The organism is Natronocella acetinitrilica (assembly GCF_024170285.1).
In the GTDB taxonomy this organism is placed as follows: Bacteria; Pseudomonadota; Gammaproteobacteria; order Nitrococcales; family Aquisalimonadaceae; genus Natronocella; species Natronocella acetinitrilica.
Window position 1 is genome coordinate 392,314 of the sequence record NZ_JALJXV010000002.1, and the last position, 17,380, is coordinate 409,693.

Consider the following 17,380-nt stretch of genomic DNA (forward strand, 5'->3'; position numbering starts at 1 on the left):
TCCTGCCTGCGGCCGCGTAACTGAACTCCGCTCTTTGCGGCGGATTCAATTCCGGCAACCCCCAGATTCACCGGTGTCGAGGCATCAATCGATTGCCCTGACTCATTTCTTAGCTTCTCAATGTAGCATCGGCGTCGTTCGACTGCGACACCCGATTTGGGGTCTTGCAACGATGCCGCTCCTGTGCCCACCTCGATCAGTACACGGTGTAGCGTCATTGTGCGGTGACCTGCCAGACTATAGGCTTTCTCAAGCTCATAGAACAAATGTTGCAACATCCACATGACAGGCGGTTGAAACTAGGGAGGAGGAATGGCCGAGGTGCGGCAGGGCGAACAGGGCGATGAAGATGGGCTGCACTGTCTTGGCGGATCACCCCCCGCTGCGGCAATCACGGAGAAGTTTCGTTTGCTCCTGTCCCTGCCCGATCAGGCCGCTCGCAACCTCTGGCCGTTGATCGAAAGTGTCCTGGGCGACTCGGACGCGGACGTGTCTCAGCTGACCCAATACTTCGCACAACAGCACAATGTCGAGGCGGGCCGCGTCCTCGGCGCGCTGCAGGTCTGCGAGGCGCTGTTGCGCCAGGCAGCAGCCATGAACGTATCGGCAGAGGAGTTCCAGCATGACCTCGAGGTATTGGGGCCCGGCTCGGCCATGCCCATGCAACTGCTGATGCCAAACTTCGAGTCAGCGATGCACTGGCTCAGGGGCAAGATCCTGGAGAGGTCGCTGGCTGACCATGGGAAGGTGGTGACCAGCCTGGACTGGCGCATCGAACAGGTACATGCATCCAGTCACGGTGCCGGGCTGGACACACGGGTGATGCACTTGGCAATCCGCTACCTGGAAGGCGACGAAAAAGGTGTGGTGCGACTGCAACTCACTCCGACCGCCGCCCAGGCGCTGTCGAAGCTGTTGTCTGAGCTCACCCGGGCCGGCAGGGATCAGCCGGAATCATCCGGGCCGCAGTAAGGGGCGGCCATCCAGGTAGAACTCGCTGATCCACCAGCGACCGCCCTGCCGAACCAGGCGGATCTCGCCAGGCAGCGTCCCCTCCTCGACTGTCGCTGTAAGCGAGACAGCCGCGGTATCCCCGCTTCGCTGGTAGGACTCTATAGATATTGCGCGCAGGCCCATCAATTGATGATTGCGACGCATGTGCTCGGTGAAAGACTGGTTATCGGGATGTCCGGCACGGACGTGAACCTGACTGGCCACACGACCGAAGGCCTGGCTGGAGGCGTCTTGAGCAAATTGCTGCACCCGGGCCTCGACTTCCGTGCGGGCAGCATCCTCACCACCCCCGAACCGGATCACGCCGTTGCCCCATAGCACAACCAGCACAAGCAGGGCCGATAACGAAAGGATCAACAGGATGAGGACGTTATCGCCGTCCACGGCACCACGCACCCTTTTCACGGCTGGTTGCCCAGTCGACATCACGTTCCCCCATGGCTACAGGCCAACGAGCACGCGGACCTGGCTGGGGACAACCTGCAACCCCGCCGGCATATTGGCGTTACTCCCGTTATGACCGGTCATTGCCGTCAGGTGCTGGGTAGGCTGCCCTTCCACCTTCACCTTGTCGCTACCCTGCTTGTAGGCCACCGGCCCCATGTTCTGGTTCGAAACCACCCCGCCGGCCGTTCCCGCCTCGTCACCCTGGGAGCGGTTCATCTTGGACTTCTTCGTGACAGCTCCCTTGCCGGCGAACTTCACCTTGGTGGACTCCTGCTGCACCTGCATCACCATGCCGATGTTCGGATAGGGAATGGGCACAGGACCGCCAGGAGATGGCGTCTTGCACACGTCCGGAAAGGCGAAGCACTGACCTGCCTGTTTGGTACTTGCTGGAAACACGATCACATTACTCCATGTCTGCCCGGCCTCAGCCCAGGTGAATCTTGTCGCCACGAACCTTGAACGCGTTGAGCGTCCGATACATGACCTTCTTTGCCTTGACCTGCACCGTTTCCTCTACCAGTTGCCGCAATCGGTTCGCCGTGACCTGATGAACGCCGCGAACCCGCTGGAACACGTCTCCAGCCGTCTGAATGAAAGTTTCCGCGCTGGTCTCAACGCGATTCGCGATGAGGCATGCGCGGTCCAGCTGACCCCGCCAGACTTTGCCGAGCCATTGCAGCTCGGCAATTCGGGCCCTGGCGGAATCGGCCTCAAAGCCCAGTTCCGGTGCCTCCAGGCTTAGCCGCCGTTTATCCAGTCGGGCGCAGCTCCGGGACTCCCCGGCAACACCCGCCGCCACATCAAGCCGATCTGTCGCGTCGACGGCCACCCGGCGACCACCGATCGATACCTCCTCATCGGCATGCAGCGCCATTGAGCGGGCATGCACACGCAAGTCCAATCCAGAGGATTCCAGCGCAAGGCATTGGTTCTCCGCATCGAATCGAAACAGCACCTGCCCTTCGCCACCGGTGACGGTGAGTTGTGAACCACCATTCTCGACCACAACTGCACCGGCAGCCAGGCGAAGGCGGCGCTCACGGGGTCGACCGACGGGGCCAAGCACGTAAATCTCACCGTCATCACTGCACGTCGCAAGCACACGGTCTCCCGGGTCGGGATACCACGCCTGGGAACCCACAACGCTTGCATGGCCGCGATGCAGCCGCCCCTCGGCTCGCCAGCGAAGGGCCACTGTCGCGCCATCATTCGCAACGGACTCCACCTCCCCGCTGAATGGTGACGCGGGCATGGCGGGTAGCCGCCTGGTAGCTGTAACGGACATGAGCAAACCCTCCTACGGTGAATCAAACCTTGGCGGACGCCAGTCTTCGGCCTCGGCAAGGCGGGGATCGGTCCGTCGGGTATCGGAAAGGTCGGCTCCCGACCACCGAGTATCCCGGTCGACAATTCGATGAAGCACGGCCCCATGCAGACTGGCGCCGGACAGATCAGCACCACTGACTACTGCGTGAGCCATATAGGCGTAGCGCAGGCTTGCACTGCGGAAGGACGCACCCTGACAGCCAGCATGGTCAAATTCGGCGGCGTCCAGTTGTGCCCCACCGAAATCGGCGCCTTCGGCATCGCATCGACTGAAACAGGACCCGCGCAGGTCCGCACGTGAGAAACGGGTGCCCCGCAGGGACGCGTCAGAAAAATCCGCATAGTCCGCGGTCACCGCAGTCAGGTCGGCCTCGTCAAGCCGGGCCGTCCGGAAAAGCGCCTGACTGCAATTGCTTCCACCGAAGCGCGCGGCAGCGAGGCTTGCACCGGTAAAGTCACTGTCCGAGAGGTCGCAAGTCGCCAGGTCGACGCCATCCAGCACCGCCCCCTTGAGATTGCATAGCCGCAGGGTGATGCCTGACAGGTCACTGCCGCGAAGGTCAACGCCATCGAGATCAAGTTGGTGGCAGTAAGCCCCGGCGAAGCTGACGTCGACCAGGCTGGCACCATTCATGTCGGAATCGATCAGCCGGGCATGATCCAGGCGCGCGCCGTCGAGGCGACAGCCGGACAGGTCACCGCCGTCTACCGAAACCCGCACCAGGGATGCGCCGACCAATTCCGCACCAGCGAAACTGGCATCATCGAGTCGGCTGCCATCGAGCCGGGCACCACGCAGATCAGCGCCGGAGAAATCCGCATCGCTGAGATCTCGACCGCTCAGGTCAACACCCTTCAGGCGCGACTCCGGAAAACTCGTCGCCAGCATGGTGGCTCCGGACAGTTTCAGCGGGGAGAGTTCGCAGTTGCGGAAACTGGCGCCCCGCAGGGAGGCGCCCGAGAGATCGGCATCCCAGCAGTCGGTGGCTTCAGCAGCCAGCCCATCCAGCATTGCACCTCGGAGATTCACTGCCCGGGCGCTGCAGCCCTGCAGAACACCGTCGGCAAGCTCAAGCCCTGTGCAGTCCGCCGCATCCAGTTGACAATCATCGAGACGAGCGCTCCTCATGCGTGTCGGCCAGGCGGACAAACCCGTCAGATCGATCTCCCGCAACGTCGCCCCGCCAAACTCCGCTTCGGAGAGATTGGCTTCGGCCAGACTGCACGTCTGCATGGCAGCAGCTTCACAATTCGCGGCACTGAGATCCGCCTGATCGAGCTTGCAGAGAATCAACTCACAGGATCTGAGAGTCGCCATACGCAGATTCGCATTGCGCAGATCGCAGGCCGCCATGCGGACCTCTGTCATCTCAGCCTGTTCGAAACAGGCGTCTGACAGGTCAACGGCGCTAAAGCGGGCGCGCTGTAACCGGGCTCGACGGAATTTGCACCGAAGAGCACTGGTGATCACCGGCACGGCGTCACCGAATACCCCAGCCTCGTGGTCGGCGTCGGGGAACGTATGCTCTTCTTCCAGCCGGGCGTCACCGAGATCAACCTCGCTGAGATCGGCGTCGTCCAGGACACAACCCAGAAGCTCGACGGTGGCAAGCCTGCCCCCACGAAGACAGGTATCGCGGAGGTCGCACATCACCAGCGTCCCGCCCTCCAGGTTGATGCCGGTGAGATCCATGCCGGAGAGGTTGCAGCGGGTGAGCATCACGCCGGTCAGATCCTTCCCCCGCAGATCTTCCCGGCGCAGGTCCAGGTCGATCATTGTGCAACCGACTACCGATGCATCCGCCGTCAACCGCCCACGGAAATCTTCCAGCGTCAGTCGTGCCGGAGGCGCCCCCGCATCAGCCATGCCGGATGTCCTGTTCCAGCTTGGTCATGTTCAGGTTGGCGCCGGCCAGGCGTGCCTCGGCATGTTGGGCATCGAGAAACTCGACGCCGTAACAATTGGCACCAGCGAGGTCCGAGCCGCCGAGGCTGGCCCGCTCAAGGCTGCCGAGAAACAGGTTGATCTGACGGAGGCTGGCATTGGCAAGGTTGGCGGCGATGAAGCGCGCGCCGGCGGCATCAACCCGATCAAGACAGACGTGGGACAGATCGGCGTGGGAGAAATCTGCCTGTCGCAAATCGGCCTCGGTGAAGTCGGCTCCCGCAAGGGATGCGGTCTCCCAGTAGGAACCGGCCGCGGCCAGTCGACCAGCCCGCATTCCCGTCAGCACACTGCCCTCGGCTGCACGCAGCCCCGTAGCACTGGCGCCGACCAGGGAAAGCCCCGGCGCATTGACGCCTTCAAGGCGTACGTCCTTGAGATTCGCCTCGTCGAATACGGCGTTGGCCATGCTCGCTGCAGAGAAGTCGGCTTCGAAAAAGTCGCCGCCACGCGCCGTGGCCCTGGTCAGAACCGCATCGGCGAACACGGCATCCGTCGCCTTGACGCCATCCAGACAGGCGCCATTCAGCTCGGCTTGCTGGAATTGCGTCGAGATCAGCGTTGCCGATGAGAAGTCCGCGCCCAGCAAGCGCGCACTGGAGAAGTCGGCATCATCGAGGATCGCGGCACGGAAGACTGCATCCGTTAGATTGGCCTCCGCCAGACAGGTGCGCCGCATCCTTGCGGAAGCGAAGACCACGTCAGTGCCGTCCACACTCGTGAGGTCCGCGTCCAGCAGCCAGGCACCGGCAAAGGACGCACCGCCGAGGCTGGCACCGCGCAGACTCGCGCCTGTCAGGCGGGCCCCATCGAAGATTGCGCCGGCGAGATCGGAACCATGGAACAGGCATCCATCCAGTTCACGCCCCGTAAAGTCGATTCCGGACAGGTCGAGTCCGGAGAAATCCTCTCCAGCCAGAGAGGCATCCTCCGCACTGCCCAGCACTCGTTCACGGGTCCAGGCCGATGGGCCTTCCGGGGCTTCCGAGGCATCCTCCGGTTCGAACTCCGCGGCCCGTTCAGCGAGCAGCCGTTCCGCCGTCTCGGCATCCGGCGGCTCACCAGGCTTCACATCCGGGGACAAGGCCAGGGTCTCTGCCCGGATACGATCGAGCTGGGCTGCTTCATCGAGCGGCGTTTCATCATCCGCGGTATCCGCCGGCGATACGGAATCCGTAGGCTCCTCGACCTCCAGCACCTCCGGCTGCTCCGGCTCGAAGGCCCATTCCGCCTCGATAGCCTGGAGCTGCTCCAGGTAACGCCGCTGGAAGTAGCCGATGGGCCGCGGCGCCGCCGAGGCATGCTCGGCATCGACATAGACTCGCAGCAGGTCACCCGCTTCGACATCAGCCACGCTGGTGACACCCCGCCACACGAGCACCGCCTTTTCGGCGTCGGCGTCGATCCAGAGGGTGTCGAGGCGCATCTCGACCTCGTCCAGCGCCGCATCTTTTGCGTCCCGCCGCTCGACGAAGAGCCGGACCCGCAGATCCGGCAGTCGGCTCGTGTATTCCGGATAGCTGGGGTGGAGATGGAACAGACTGATGGATTCGGTGCCATCGAGATAACCGTCGCTGAAGGCCACCGGCGCTGCATTCCAGTAGCGCCAGTCAAAGTCGTCCGGATACCATGGCCAGCGTTCCGCTTCCCAACGGGCGTCGTAGGTTCCCTGGCGATGACTGCGGCCCGACCAGGCCCGGGCCAGCGGTCCGAGCCCCGCAGGGCCGGGGTTGTCCGCCGGGGCCCGGATCAGGCGATCCGCGAATTCGATGTTCGGCAGCAGTAGCCGCCGGTCACCCTGATCGAGCACCCGCTCTGCGCCGAAACCCACGCCCACGGGATTGCGGGAATCCTCCGGGCCCCCGAAGGCCCGTTCATACCGCAACGGCATCTGCGTAAATGGCCGAGGATCACTGACTATGCCGCCGGCAAGACCATGCTGCCAGTATCGGTCGCCGGTCACCGCGAGTTCGATACGCCGCTGCCCCACCTCCAGGCGGACCGGGCAGCGCTGCGCCGGCTCGCCGCCCGGCGTATGACAGTGGCCAACCAGGAGCACATCAGCCAACGGCTTGTAGGGTGCGAAATCCGTCTCGTAGCGCGGTGCCGAGAGACCATCGGGATCATCGTCATAGGCCACGTCACCAGTAGGAAACGGCTGTTCCTCGAGAACGGTGGCGACGCCTCGGTGCACCAGCGCCAGTGTCGCCTTGACGACGAACGTACGGGAATGCCCCGGGAAGCCGAATCTTCCCGGTATCGGTGCCACGGTAAAGGGCGTTCGATTTACAACTTCCAAAAGACGATCCCTCGCCGGAGCCATGCCCGCCGATCAAAGCAGGGCCGGCGCCATTACGTGACTTTGAGATTCTTGTGGTCGATCTTCGCGCTGACCTTCATGACGCCAGCATTCTCACCCAACACAAGCAGCTTGTTGAACTTCACGTCGCCCTTGGTTTCGATCACGACATCCTTTTCCGCTATCAGCTTGATGTCCTTCTTGTCCATGACAATTTCCGTAAGGCGGCCGGTGCCTGCCCAGAGCTGGACCTTGTTGTCTTCAAGGACAACGTTGGCGGTTTCGGTCGCCAGACTAGGCACAGGCTCGCTTTTCCAGGTTTTCAGAAATCCGATCACAGACGCGGCCAGTATTCCGCCGGACGCGAGCGCGCCCACACCCGAAGCAATAGCGGCCCCCTTCATCGCCTCTCCGCCGTCGGCGCGATACACATCGCGGTCGCAGCAGTTGTCATCTCGGCGATCGGCTGCCTGGTCCGCTTCCAGGGAAGCCTTCATGCCCCGCACACCCCCCTCGACGGACGCAAGAAGCCCTGCCCCGGAGGCCAGGCCAGCGGCGAAAAAGCTGTATGCCGCAACCTTGCTTAGCTGCGGCGGAGGTGTCTCCTGTCCGAACGCCAGCTTCATCGATCTGTTGTCAGAGATCAGCAAACTGCGGTTTCCCTTGCCAGCACCACCACCGAGCACGACTTCCTTGGCGGCATCCAGAATCATGTCGGCCTGGGTATCTCGACGATAACGATCCTTGGTGGACTTGAGTTCCTGGGATTTGCCAAAGGAATAACTCGTCACCAGCTTGCCAGAGACCTCGGGCCCCATGGTCAACCCCAGCCTGACAGAGGCGTCGATGGAGAAATTCAGTGCCAGACTGGCAGACAACTTCGAACCCACGAAAAAGCTAGCCTCGTTGCCGATCTTGATGCCGAGCGAACTCCCGAGAGTCATACCAATACTATCGCTGAACGTCACCTTGAAGGTGTCGCCATAAGTCTTCTCCCAGTCGTCACTCTTCGACTGCCGCTTGAAGGACCGCCCCAGCACCATCAGGGAATCGTGGGAGGGAGAATAGAGGGAAATGTGCTCCTTGCCCGGCGTGCCGTTGAACACCATGGCGTTGCCGTAGTGATCCTTGATGACACTGCAGTACTGATGGTCAGGCAGTGGACAGGCCGGCATGTTGTCCGCGTTGTAGACGCGGCCGGTGACGATGGGGCGATCCGGGTCCCCTTCCAGGAACGAAACGATAACCTCCTGATCGACATGGGGCATGAACATGGAGCCCCAGCGGTCACCCGCTGATATCTGTGACACCCTCAACCAGCAGGAACTGTTCTCATCCTTCACGCCCACTCGGTCCCAGTGAAACTGGCATTTCACCCGACCAAATTCATCTGTCCAGACATCTTCGCCGCCGGGACCCACGACCGTTGCCGTTTGTGGGCCGTGGACCAACGGCCGAGGGGTCAACCGGGCAGGCCGGAAGGGAACATCGCTGGAGATAGCCGTGAACCGACACTCGAAATCATCACCCGTGCCGTCGCTACCGGTTTCATAATCAGCCGACTCGCAACGGAAGCTTGTCCGGGTGACGAGATACTCACGATTCTGGTCATCCCTCGGGTGCCCGGTAAGGCCAAGCAAACCACCCACCGCCACCGCACGCAGATTGCCAATTGCCTCGGCCTGCTCGAAGCGGGCGTCACGGGCTTCGATTCGAGCCACCGCCAGATGCGCTCCCCTGTCGGCCTGGGTGAAGCGCCCCGGATAATCGTAGACCTCGAAGCTACCAGCCTCGTGGGGGCGAGTTCGGGTCTCCGTCGCCTCGGGCGGGTTACCGGGGTTGGTGAAATCGTAATCGCGCAGCTTGTAGGTCTCGGTCTGGACTTCCTGGCCCAACCACCAGTCCCAGACATGATCCCCCGCCAGCCCGTCTTCGGCTCCGACGGGCAGGTAGGCGACTTCTTCGCAGCCAGGCGTCACCTCGTGCGCGCCGGTGGAATCAGCAAGCACCAGGGTGTGCTTGCCCTCTTCGTGGCGGAAAAAGTAGTAGATGCCCTCCTCTTCCATCAGACGACTGATGAAGTCGAAGTCACTCTCCCGGTACTGCACACAATATTCCCGGGCTTCGTAGGAGGCGGTCAGCAGATTCTCGACATCGGAATAGCCGTGTTCATCGAGGATCTCGCTGATGATGTCAGGCGTGTTTTTCTGCTGAAAGATCCGGCAGTCATTCGTCAGCGTGAGGTACCAGAGCTGTGGCCGCAGGGTTGCAGTGTAAAGGTGGCGGCGTCCCCGCCGGCCATTCTGGGAGAAGGCCACGATGCAGCCATCGAAATAGCGCTCTTCTTCTCCGTCCTCCAGCCCGAGTACGAGACTGAGCCGGGAACCAAGAAGTTGCGGGAAGTCCAGATCATCGTCGGTGGCCAGCAGTTCAACAACAAACTGAAAGGGGCGACCGAGTTCTTCCGTGCCACTGAATCGAAGAACTTCGAACGTGTCTGCATGACTACCCACCAGGCGGATATGGCGCTCATCGCTCATTGTTCCGTGCCTTTTATTGTGGCGCCCTCGGGGCCGGGCGCTTTGTTCCCTTGGCAGCAGTCTAGCGGAGTGAACTTTCAATGCCTACCGTTGGCAGATTGAGCCACTGCGCCATGGGCTTGCTCGCCTCACAGGGCTGCGGCTATTGTGCGGACTGAAGTGTTGTCGTCTAAAAACGACGGGGCGAATCTCCAGGGAGGCAGTCGCGATGACCCCGCTCATGAGCGCACGGAGACGCGCAACCCGTCGCGGGCGAACCCCGGCATTACACATTCTCTACCGCGTGGGCATTGGCCTGTCCCTTTGTATGGGTGCCGCCGCCAATGCACCGGCGGCAACGTTGTTCGTTGCAGACGGCATTCCGGACACGGTGGCCAGTGGAGACAGCGCGACGCTCACCATCACGCTGCAGGCTGATGGGACCTTCGACCGCACATGCCAGCTGGTTGGTCGATTGGAGCCATCCTGGTTCGCATCCAATGTCGGCTTTGACTTGAGCGTGGATGAGAATACCGGCAGCGCGAGCACGACGGTAAACGTGACATTCGATACTGATCCCGGAGAGGTCGATCTAAGGCTGGAAAACCTCGGTGGATGCGGCGACCTGCCGATCTCCGTTGTGCAACCAGCCTCGATCACCGTCACGGATGGAGACAACGGGGAGAACGGGGAGAACGGGGAGAACGGGGAGAACGGGGAGAACGGGGAGAACGGGGAGAACGGGGAGAATACGCCCCTGGAGCGCGCCTGTGCAGCAATTCTCCAAATCCCTGAAGCTCAACGCACCGCGGAACAACGCGACCTCCTGGAGACCTGTGACCGGTTCCGAGAAAGCGAAGACCCCGAAGATTTCCTGAACCGGCTGGACCCACGACAGGTTGCAGCCCAGGGGCGGGCTGGCCTGCTGGTGATGCGTCAGCAGGTTCGCAACATCGGCGGTCGAACCCACCGACTGCGGGCGGGCAGCCGGGGGCTCGACGCCTCGGACCTGCAGGTCAACATCAATGGTGAGAGCCTGCCAACGGGCCTGATGCCGGCGGCGCTCCGCGGTGGCGGCGCGGGAGACATGCTGTCGACTGGTCGACTCGGCGTCTTCATCAATGGATCACTGATCGTCGGCAGTCGCAGCAATACCGACCGGGAGCTCGGCTTCAGCTTCGATTCCGTCAGCCTGACAACAGGTGCCGATTATCGCTTCAGCCCGGAATTCTACGCCGGCGCGGCCATTGGCCTCAGCCGCAACGAAGCGAACCTCCGCAGCAGCGCCGGTTCGGTTGAGGTGGACGGCTACAGTGCCTCCCTGTACGCGGTTCGGTTCCTGCCGAGGGATGCCTACATCGATGCCATCATGACCATCGGCCGCCACCGCTATGACACCACGCGCAACGTCTTCCCGGGGAGTGACGGTCAGCGGGCCGTGGCACGCCCGGAAGGCCGTGAGTTTGCTGCGGGCATCAATACCGGAATCGATTTCGCCAACGGCCCCTGGACACTCGGGCTACAGGGGACTTTCGAATACGTCCGCTTGAGCATCGACGGTTATCGCGAGCGCGCAGCCAACAGCGATACTGACGGATTCGGGTCGCTGCTTTCCATCGACGGCCAGACCGTGGACTCGCTGGTTGCAGGGCTCGGCCTGCAAGCCACTTATGCCTACCCGTTTCGTTATGGGGTGCTGCTGCCTACCGCGAGGGTGGGGCTCGAGCGCGAGTTTCGTGACGACAGTCGCGTGATCACTGCACGCTTCACCCACGACCCCAACGGGGAGCGTTTCGGGATACGAACCGATTCGCCGGAGCGCAACATCGTCAACCTTGGGGCGGGCATCTCGGCGCAGTTCGCCTACGGAATCTCGGCGTTCGTGTATGTAGAGACACGGGAAACCAATGGGCCGACCAGCCTATACCGTGTGGACGGCGGCGTCCGGGTCGAGTTCTGAATCGGCGTTCGGCGGCGAGGAGCCCCAGGCCCAACAACATCAGTACCATTGCCGATGGCGCGGGAACCGGAACCGGAAACTGCGTAAGCGCGTCCACCGAATAATTGCCGAAGAACGTCGACTTCTCCTGTTTGCCGAAGTCCAGCAGAAGCATTTCCGTGGTGAAACCTGTAGGTTGCATCTCCGTCATCGCGGCCACCTGGAACAGGTCGCGGAACAGTAGATCGATGATCAGACCATCAACACTCAGCGACATGACGGCAGCGATATTGCTGCACTCCCCCCACTGGCAACTCAGGGCGAGGCTCTGGACGTGGTCCACACCAAGGCTGAACACCTGAGACTGATCAGCCCTGAACAGGTCGATCCGAAAGTCGCCGACTGTAGACTCACCCTGACTTATCAGGAAATCCCCGGAGCCTCCAGCCGCCTCGAAGGCATCCCGCTCCAGCGAGAAACTGCCATCCAACAACCACTCGGGGTCCGCCTGTCGCTCGGAGACAGCAGGCCCATAATTCGCAGAAAAGTCGAACAGGTACGGACCGGCATTGGCCCAAAGCGGCAATGCCAGAGCACACATGGCAACGCACGCCCGAACCCTGAAAGCCACTCCACCAGCCCAGCGCATCGTCATTCCCTCGCTACCAACGTCTGGTCCACCACCTTCAGAAGTGGAAACACCATGCAAGAGACGGCCCGCCCCACAAAAAATACTCTTTACTACAGTTGCTTGCGTAATGGGGGCTACAGCAGCCAATTGGGACTGGATTGCTCTCAGTCCAGCAAATGTAAGATCTTTCGACGCCTGTTTCGTAAGCGCTTTCTGAGCTGCGCGCAGTTGCAACATGGGAACTGATTCTGGCAATAATGCCCGTGGGGACCGGACGTCCTGGACCACAGGACACAGGACAGTCAGAAAAGAAGAAACCAGGGGGCGTCGTCGTGATCTCAGGTCTGCAAGTGAGCCCTCCCCGAATCCGCGGCCAATCATCGTGGAAACTGCTCCTCCTGATTGGACTCGGCGCAACACCGTTTTCTCACGTCGCGGCAAACGCACTGGTAACGTTTCAGCCCGAACCCCCGAGCTTCATCCAGTCTGGCCAGCAGACTTTCACCGTGGACCTGGTGCTCCGTGCGGAAGGTGAGGTCACGGCCCCTGCCGAAGGCTGTTTGGCCCAAGCGTTTGCTTCGATCTCTGCGGAGGGGAATGGCGCCTTCGCCGAGGGCGACACCATCGACTTCAATGTGGCGCCTGGCACCTATCCCGCCGGTAGCACCCTGGACGCGGGAACAATCACATTCACGCTGAACGAATCATTCCAGGCGGCTGGCAGCTTTACTGTCGCCATTGCCGCTGGCACTGAGGACAACTGCGGTATCAATGGCTCCGACGGATTCGTGATCGATGTGGATACGGCCACGCGTCTTGTGCAGTTCAGCGAGACGGCGGGGGATGCGCCCACCAGCGACACCGGTGCGATCAATGTCACGAACGCCCAGCCGGGGCAGACCATCAGCGTCGAGTTCCAGGTGAGCAGTCAGAATCCACCCATGACCCTGGAGACGGATATCGGCAGCGTCACGCCTCCCGGTTTCGAGGCGAATTCGGGTATGGCCACGTTCAACTACGAGGTACCCACCGATGCAGAGCCAGGGTTCACGGACAGCGGCGGAATCCTGGTAACCGATTCGGGTCAGTCCGACGGGCTGTTCATTCCAGTGCAGATTTCTGTCGGCTCCCAGGAACTCTCCGAACAGGAAGGTCTCACGCCGCGCCAGCGTAGTGTGGCGAACTCACTGGATGCTGCCTGTGGCGCACTGCGGGAGATTCCCGAAGAGGAGCGCACCAGTCGGCAGAACGACCTCATCGCCACCTGTGATCGCGCCGCCGAGTCCGGTACCCCCGGCGCCATCTATGACGGCCTTGCCCCCGAGGAAGTCGCCGCCCAGGGCCGCGCCTCCATGCAGACCATGCGCCAGCAACTCCAGAACGTGGGCTCACGCATCACCGAGCTGCGTGCCGGCGCCACGGGCTTCAGCGCCCGGGGCTTCAACGTGGCGCTGGACGGCGAGCGTCTGCCGGTGAACATGTTCACCAATGCCCTGGGCGCAGGCGCCAGTGACGATATCCTCGCCTTCAGCAACTTCGGCTTTTTCGTCAACGGCTCGGCGGCCTTCGGCAATCGCCAGCAAACCGACAACGAGCAGGGGTTCCGAAGCCGCACGCTCGGGCTCACCGCCGGGCTCGACTACCGCTTCTCGCCACAGACCATCGGCGGCGTGGCGCTGGGCTACACCCGCACCGATACCGATCTGCGCAACAACGCTGGCGGCGTCGATGTGGATGGCTACAGCCTGTCGCTCTACGGCACGCACTTCCTGCCCCGGTCGTTCTACGTCGATGGCATCGTCACCGTGGGCCGCAACCGCTACGACACCGTGCGGACCGTGTTCAGCGGGCCCGATGGCCAGAGTGCCAAGGCAAGGCCCGACGGCATGGAATACGCCGTTGGCCTCAATGCGGGCTACGACCTGAGCGACGGCCCCTGGACCGTGGGTTTCCAGACCAGTCTGGATTACATCCGTGTGGAGATCGACAGCTACCGCGAGCGCGCCACCAATTCCAACAACCCCGGCGCTGGTTCCCTGTTGCGCATCGACAGCCAGACCATCGAGTCGAAAACCGCAGAAGTCGCGGTGCAGCTGTCCTATGCCGAGAACTATCCCTGGGGTGTGATGGTGTACTCCACGCGCTGGGGTCTGGAGCGGGAGTTCAGCGACGATAGCCGCCGCATCAATGCCCGCTTCATCGAGGACCCCACCAATACCCGCTTCTCGCTGCGCACCGATGACCCGGACCGCACCTACATGAACATCGGCGGCGGGCTCACCGCGCAGTTCGCCCGCGGCCGCGCGGCCTACCTGTTCCTGGAGAGCGTGGAGGGCCGCAGCGGGTACAGCCTCTATACCGTCGATGTCGGCTTCAGGATGGAGTTCTGAGGGGTGGCGCAGAGAGATCGGGCGTGGGTTGCGGTGCGTTACGCGCTGCGCGCTAACAGCATCCTACAGCGGGCACGGCTCACCTAGCGGTGCGTTACGCGCTGCGCGCTAACGCACCCTACAGCGGGGACGGCTCACGTAGGGTGTGTTAGGCCGAAGGCCGTAACGCACCGCGACGGCGGTCGTTTTGCCCGCCCCAAGCCCAAGGCACAGACCGCGGTCCGGTGCGCCGCTCATGGACCGTCAGCGACAGGGATGTCGCTGTCGAGCCCCCATGGACGGGTTTACGGCGTGTCCATGAGCGGCGTACCGGATCGCGGTTCCCCGATCCAACCCGTACCGCAACCCACGCCCATCAGCGCCGCAGGCCATATCGCATGACCCCACACACGCCCAGGGCGGCGAACAGCAGCACGAGCACCGGCCAGTTACCCCACCACATGTACGGCGTCACCCCCTCGTGGGGGGTCACTTCCGTGAGCAGGGCGTCCACCGTGAACTGTGGCACCCGGGCAATCACCTGGCCGCGGTGGTCGACGCTGGCAGTGATGCCGGTGTTGGTTGCCCGCACCAGCGGCCGACCCATTTCCAGGGCACGCATGCGCGCCATCTGGAAGTGCTGGTGGGGGCCGATGGACGTGCCGAACCAGGCATCATTGGACACGTTCACCAGCACCGTCGCCTCCGGCAGGAAATCCCGCACTTCGTTGGGGAAGGTGATCTCGTAGCAGATGGAGATGGCCATGGGCTGGCCGCCAACCATCAGCGGCCCGGCAGTCCAGCCCGGGGTAAAGTCAGCCATGGGCGCGCCAAAGACATCCAGCGCGGCACCAAGATAGCGGCGGAACGGCACGTACTCGCCAAAGGGCACCAGGTGGCGCTTGTGGTAGACATCCACCTCCTGCCCCAGGGCCAGCACCGTGTTGTACACCGCCCGGGTTTCGCTATCCCAGCTCGGCAGGCCTACCAGCACATCGGTGCCGTAGTCCTCGGCGTCGGCCAGCAGTGGCGCCAGGAACTCCCGCGACACCTGATGCTGGAAAGCCGGGATGGCCGTCTCCGGCCAGATGACAACATCCGCGCCCCAGAACCGGCTGGTGAGCCGCTCGTAGAGATCAAGCTGGCGTTGGCGGTTCTCTGGCAACCATTTCTGGTCCTGCGGGACATTGCCCTGCAGCAGTGCGATCTGCAGCGGCTCGGCGGCGGGGCTGGTCCAGTCGCGCTGCATGACACCACCAATCAGCCAGACGACGACAACCGCCACCACCGCGACAATGGCGGGCTTGCGACGGCGCACCAGCGCCGCCCAGGCAATCAGGCCCGCCAGCACGCTCACCAGCATGCTGATACCAAGGGCACCGATAATCGGCGCGTAGCCCCCCAGCCAGTTGTCGACGTGGGCATAACCGAGTTGCAACCAGGTGGTGCCGGTGAAGAGCCAGCTACGCACCCACTCCACAGCCATCCAGCAGGTGGGCAGCGCCACCGTCACCGCCGGCAGCGCGGCCTGGGGACGCACCCGCAACCACAGATGCACCAGCGCCCAGATGAGCAGCCCAAAGGCGGCGGCAAGCGCAGCACAGAACACCAGCGCCACCAGCGGCCCACCGCCGAACTCGCCTACGCTGTAGTAGATCCAGTGCCCACCGGCACCGAAGTAACCCACCCCGTATACGTAACCGACCCAGGGTGCGAGGCGGCGCGGAGCGGCGGCAACCAGGTAAAACAGTGCGGCTGGCGACAGCAGGGTCAGCCAGGACCAGTGGAAGGGCGACAGGGCCAGCGCAATCAATGCGCCGGAAAGAGCCGCAGCGGGCAGCACGACAGCGGCCCGCCCTGCCCAGGCGGGCTTCTCGAAGGCCTCGGTCATGCTGTGGGCTGTCGCGGACGATGTGACTGGTGAGGAACGATCATTCCCTTCTCGCGCTGCGGGCTCTGCCTTCATCACGGGCTTCCATTTCCGGCTCTTCGGGCACATTGGTGACCATCAGCAGGTGAATGCGACGGTTGTCCGCCCTGATGACCTCGAAGCGATAGCGCTCGACGGTGACCTGCTCGCCACGCCTTGGCAAGTGCCCGAAGCTATGGGCGACGAGCCCCCCGATCGTGTCGAACTCTTCGTCGCTGAAATCGGTGTGGAAGTGCTCGTTGAAGTCCTCGATGGGCGTCAGCGCCTTGACGATGCTGGCGCCCTCTCGCTGACTGAGGATATAACTGTCCTCATCGATATCGTGTTCGTCGTCGATCTCGCCGACGATCTGCTCGAGCACGTCCTCGATGGTGACCATACCCGCCACACCACCGTATTCGTCAACCACAACGGCCAGGTGGTTCCGGCTGCTTCGAAACTCCTTGAGCATGACATCGAGGCGCTTGCTCTCGGGCACAAACAGCGCCGGGCGCATGAGTTCGCGCATGTTGATGCGTTTGCCGGCGTCCTCGGAGAAATAGCGCAACAGATCCTTGGCAATCAGGATGCCGATGACGTCGTCCCGGTTATCGCCAATCACCGGGAAGCGGGAGTGGCCGGACTCGATCACCGGTGGCAGCAGTTCCCGCAGTTCCGCGTCGCGGCGCACCACCACCATCTGCGAGCGGGGAATCATGATATCCCGCACCTGCATTTCCGACACATGCAGGGCACCCTCGATCATGGCCAGTTGATCGGCGTCGAGCAGCGCCCGTTGCTGCGCCTCACGCAGCATATCCACAAGGCCATCGCGGTCACGGGGCTCGCCGGAGAACGCCTGGCTGATGCGCTCAAACCAACCGCGTTGGTCGCGGCCGTTTTCGTCGGACTGCGTAGGTCGATCTTCGCTCATCGGTCGGCCAACCCCCTGTCACGCCCATGCCCGGGGCACTGGCTA

The 17,380-nt window shown here is 62.7% G+C and carries 11 protein-coding genes; 3 read left to right on the forward strand and 8 right to left on the reverse strand.

Annotation, left to right across the window (positions count from 1 at the left end; all coding sequences use genetic code 11):
* Positions 1-312: 312 nt before the first annotated feature.
* The gene (locus J2T57_RS05135; RefSeq protein WP_253475270.1) at positions 313-972 is read left to right on the forward strand and encodes a hypothetical protein; all 660 of its coding nucleotides are present in this window, start codon (positions 313-315) and stop codon (positions 970-972) included.
* On the opposite strand, the gene J2T57_RS05140 is transcribed toward J2T57_RS05135, so the two are convergent.
* The 6 genes from J2T57_RS05140 to J2T57_RS05165 all read right to left on the reverse strand — a co-directional run bounded on the left by J2T57_RS05140 (position 955) and on the right by J2T57_RS05165 (position 9,574).
* A complete protein-coding gene (locus J2T57_RS05140; RefSeq protein ID WP_253475272.1) occupies positions 955-1,419 on the reverse strand; it encodes a hypothetical protein in 465 nt (154 codons plus the stop codon). The two genes, J2T57_RS05135 and J2T57_RS05140, sit on opposite strands and share 18 nt — an antisense overlap.
* Before the next feature lie 36 nt (positions 1,420-1,455).
* On the reverse strand, positions 1,456-1,860 hold the full coding sequence (locus tag J2T57_RS05145; protein ID WP_253475274.1) for a DUF4150 domain-containing protein: 405 nt from the start codon (positions 1,858-1,860) through the stop codon (positions 1,456-1,458).
* A 28-nt stretch (positions 1,861-1,888) separates the two neighbouring features.
* Positions 1,889-2,749 carry a DUF3540 domain-containing protein gene (locus tag J2T57_RS05150; protein WP_253475276.1) on the reverse strand — a complete coding sequence of 287 codons (861 nt, stop codon included), beginning with the start codon at positions 2,747-2,749 and terminating at the stop codon, positions 1,889-1,891.
* A gap of 12 nt (positions 2,750-2,761) precedes the next feature.
* Positions 2,762-4,657: a pentapeptide repeat-containing protein gene (locus J2T57_RS05155; protein ID WP_253475278.1), complete on the reverse strand. Its 1,896-nt coding sequence runs from the start codon at positions 4,655-4,657 to the stop codon at positions 2,762-2,764.
* On the reverse strand, positions 4,650-7,004 hold the full coding sequence (locus tag J2T57_RS05160) for a DUF2169 family type VI secretion system accessory protein (RefSeq protein WP_253475280.1): 2,355 nt from the start codon (positions 7,002-7,004) through the stop codon (positions 4,650-4,652). The genes J2T57_RS05155 and J2T57_RS05160 overlap by 8 nt, the downstream gene beginning before the upstream one ends.
* A gap of 83 nt (positions 7,005-7,087) precedes the next feature.
* Positions 7,088-9,574: a type VI secretion system Vgr family protein gene (locus J2T57_RS05165; protein WP_253475282.1), complete on the reverse strand. Its 2,487-nt coding sequence runs from the start codon at positions 9,572-9,574 to the stop codon at positions 7,088-7,090.
* Positions 9,575-9,794: 220 nt separating this feature from the next.
* Here J2T57_RS05165 and J2T57_RS05170 point away from each other — a divergent pair, with 220 nt between their 5' ends.
* Positions 9,795-11,513 carry an autotransporter outer membrane beta-barrel domain-containing protein gene (locus J2T57_RS05170; protein WP_253475284.1) on the forward strand — a complete coding sequence of 573 codons (1,719 nt, stop codon included), beginning with the start codon at positions 9,795-9,797 and terminating at the stop codon, positions 11,511-11,513.
* A 1,116-nt stretch (positions 11,514-12,629) separates the two neighbouring features.
* The gene (locus tag J2T57_RS05175; RefSeq protein WP_253475286.1) at positions 12,630-14,513 is read left to right on the forward strand and encodes an autotransporter family protein; all 1,884 of its coding nucleotides are present in this window, start codon (positions 12,630-12,632) and stop codon (positions 14,511-14,513) included.
* Between the two features lie 355 nt (positions 14,514-14,868).
* Here J2T57_RS05175 and lnt read toward each other — a convergent pair whose 3' ends face one another.
* Both lnt and J2T57_RS05185 read right to left on the reverse strand, forming a co-directional pair.
* Positions 14,869-16,383 carry an apolipoprotein N-acyltransferase gene (gene lnt, locus J2T57_RS05180; RefSeq protein WP_253475288.1) on the reverse strand — a complete coding sequence of 505 codons (1,515 nt, stop codon included), beginning with the start codon at positions 16,381-16,383 and terminating at the stop codon, positions 14,869-14,871.
* Positions 16,384-16,423: 40 nt separating this feature from the next.
* The gene (locus tag J2T57_RS05185) at positions 16,424-17,335 is read right to left on the reverse strand and encodes a CorC family transporter (protein ID WP_253475291.1); all 912 of its coding nucleotides are present in this window, start codon (positions 17,333-17,335) and stop codon (positions 16,424-16,426) included.
* Between the last annotated feature and the right edge of the window lie 45 nt (positions 17,336-17,380).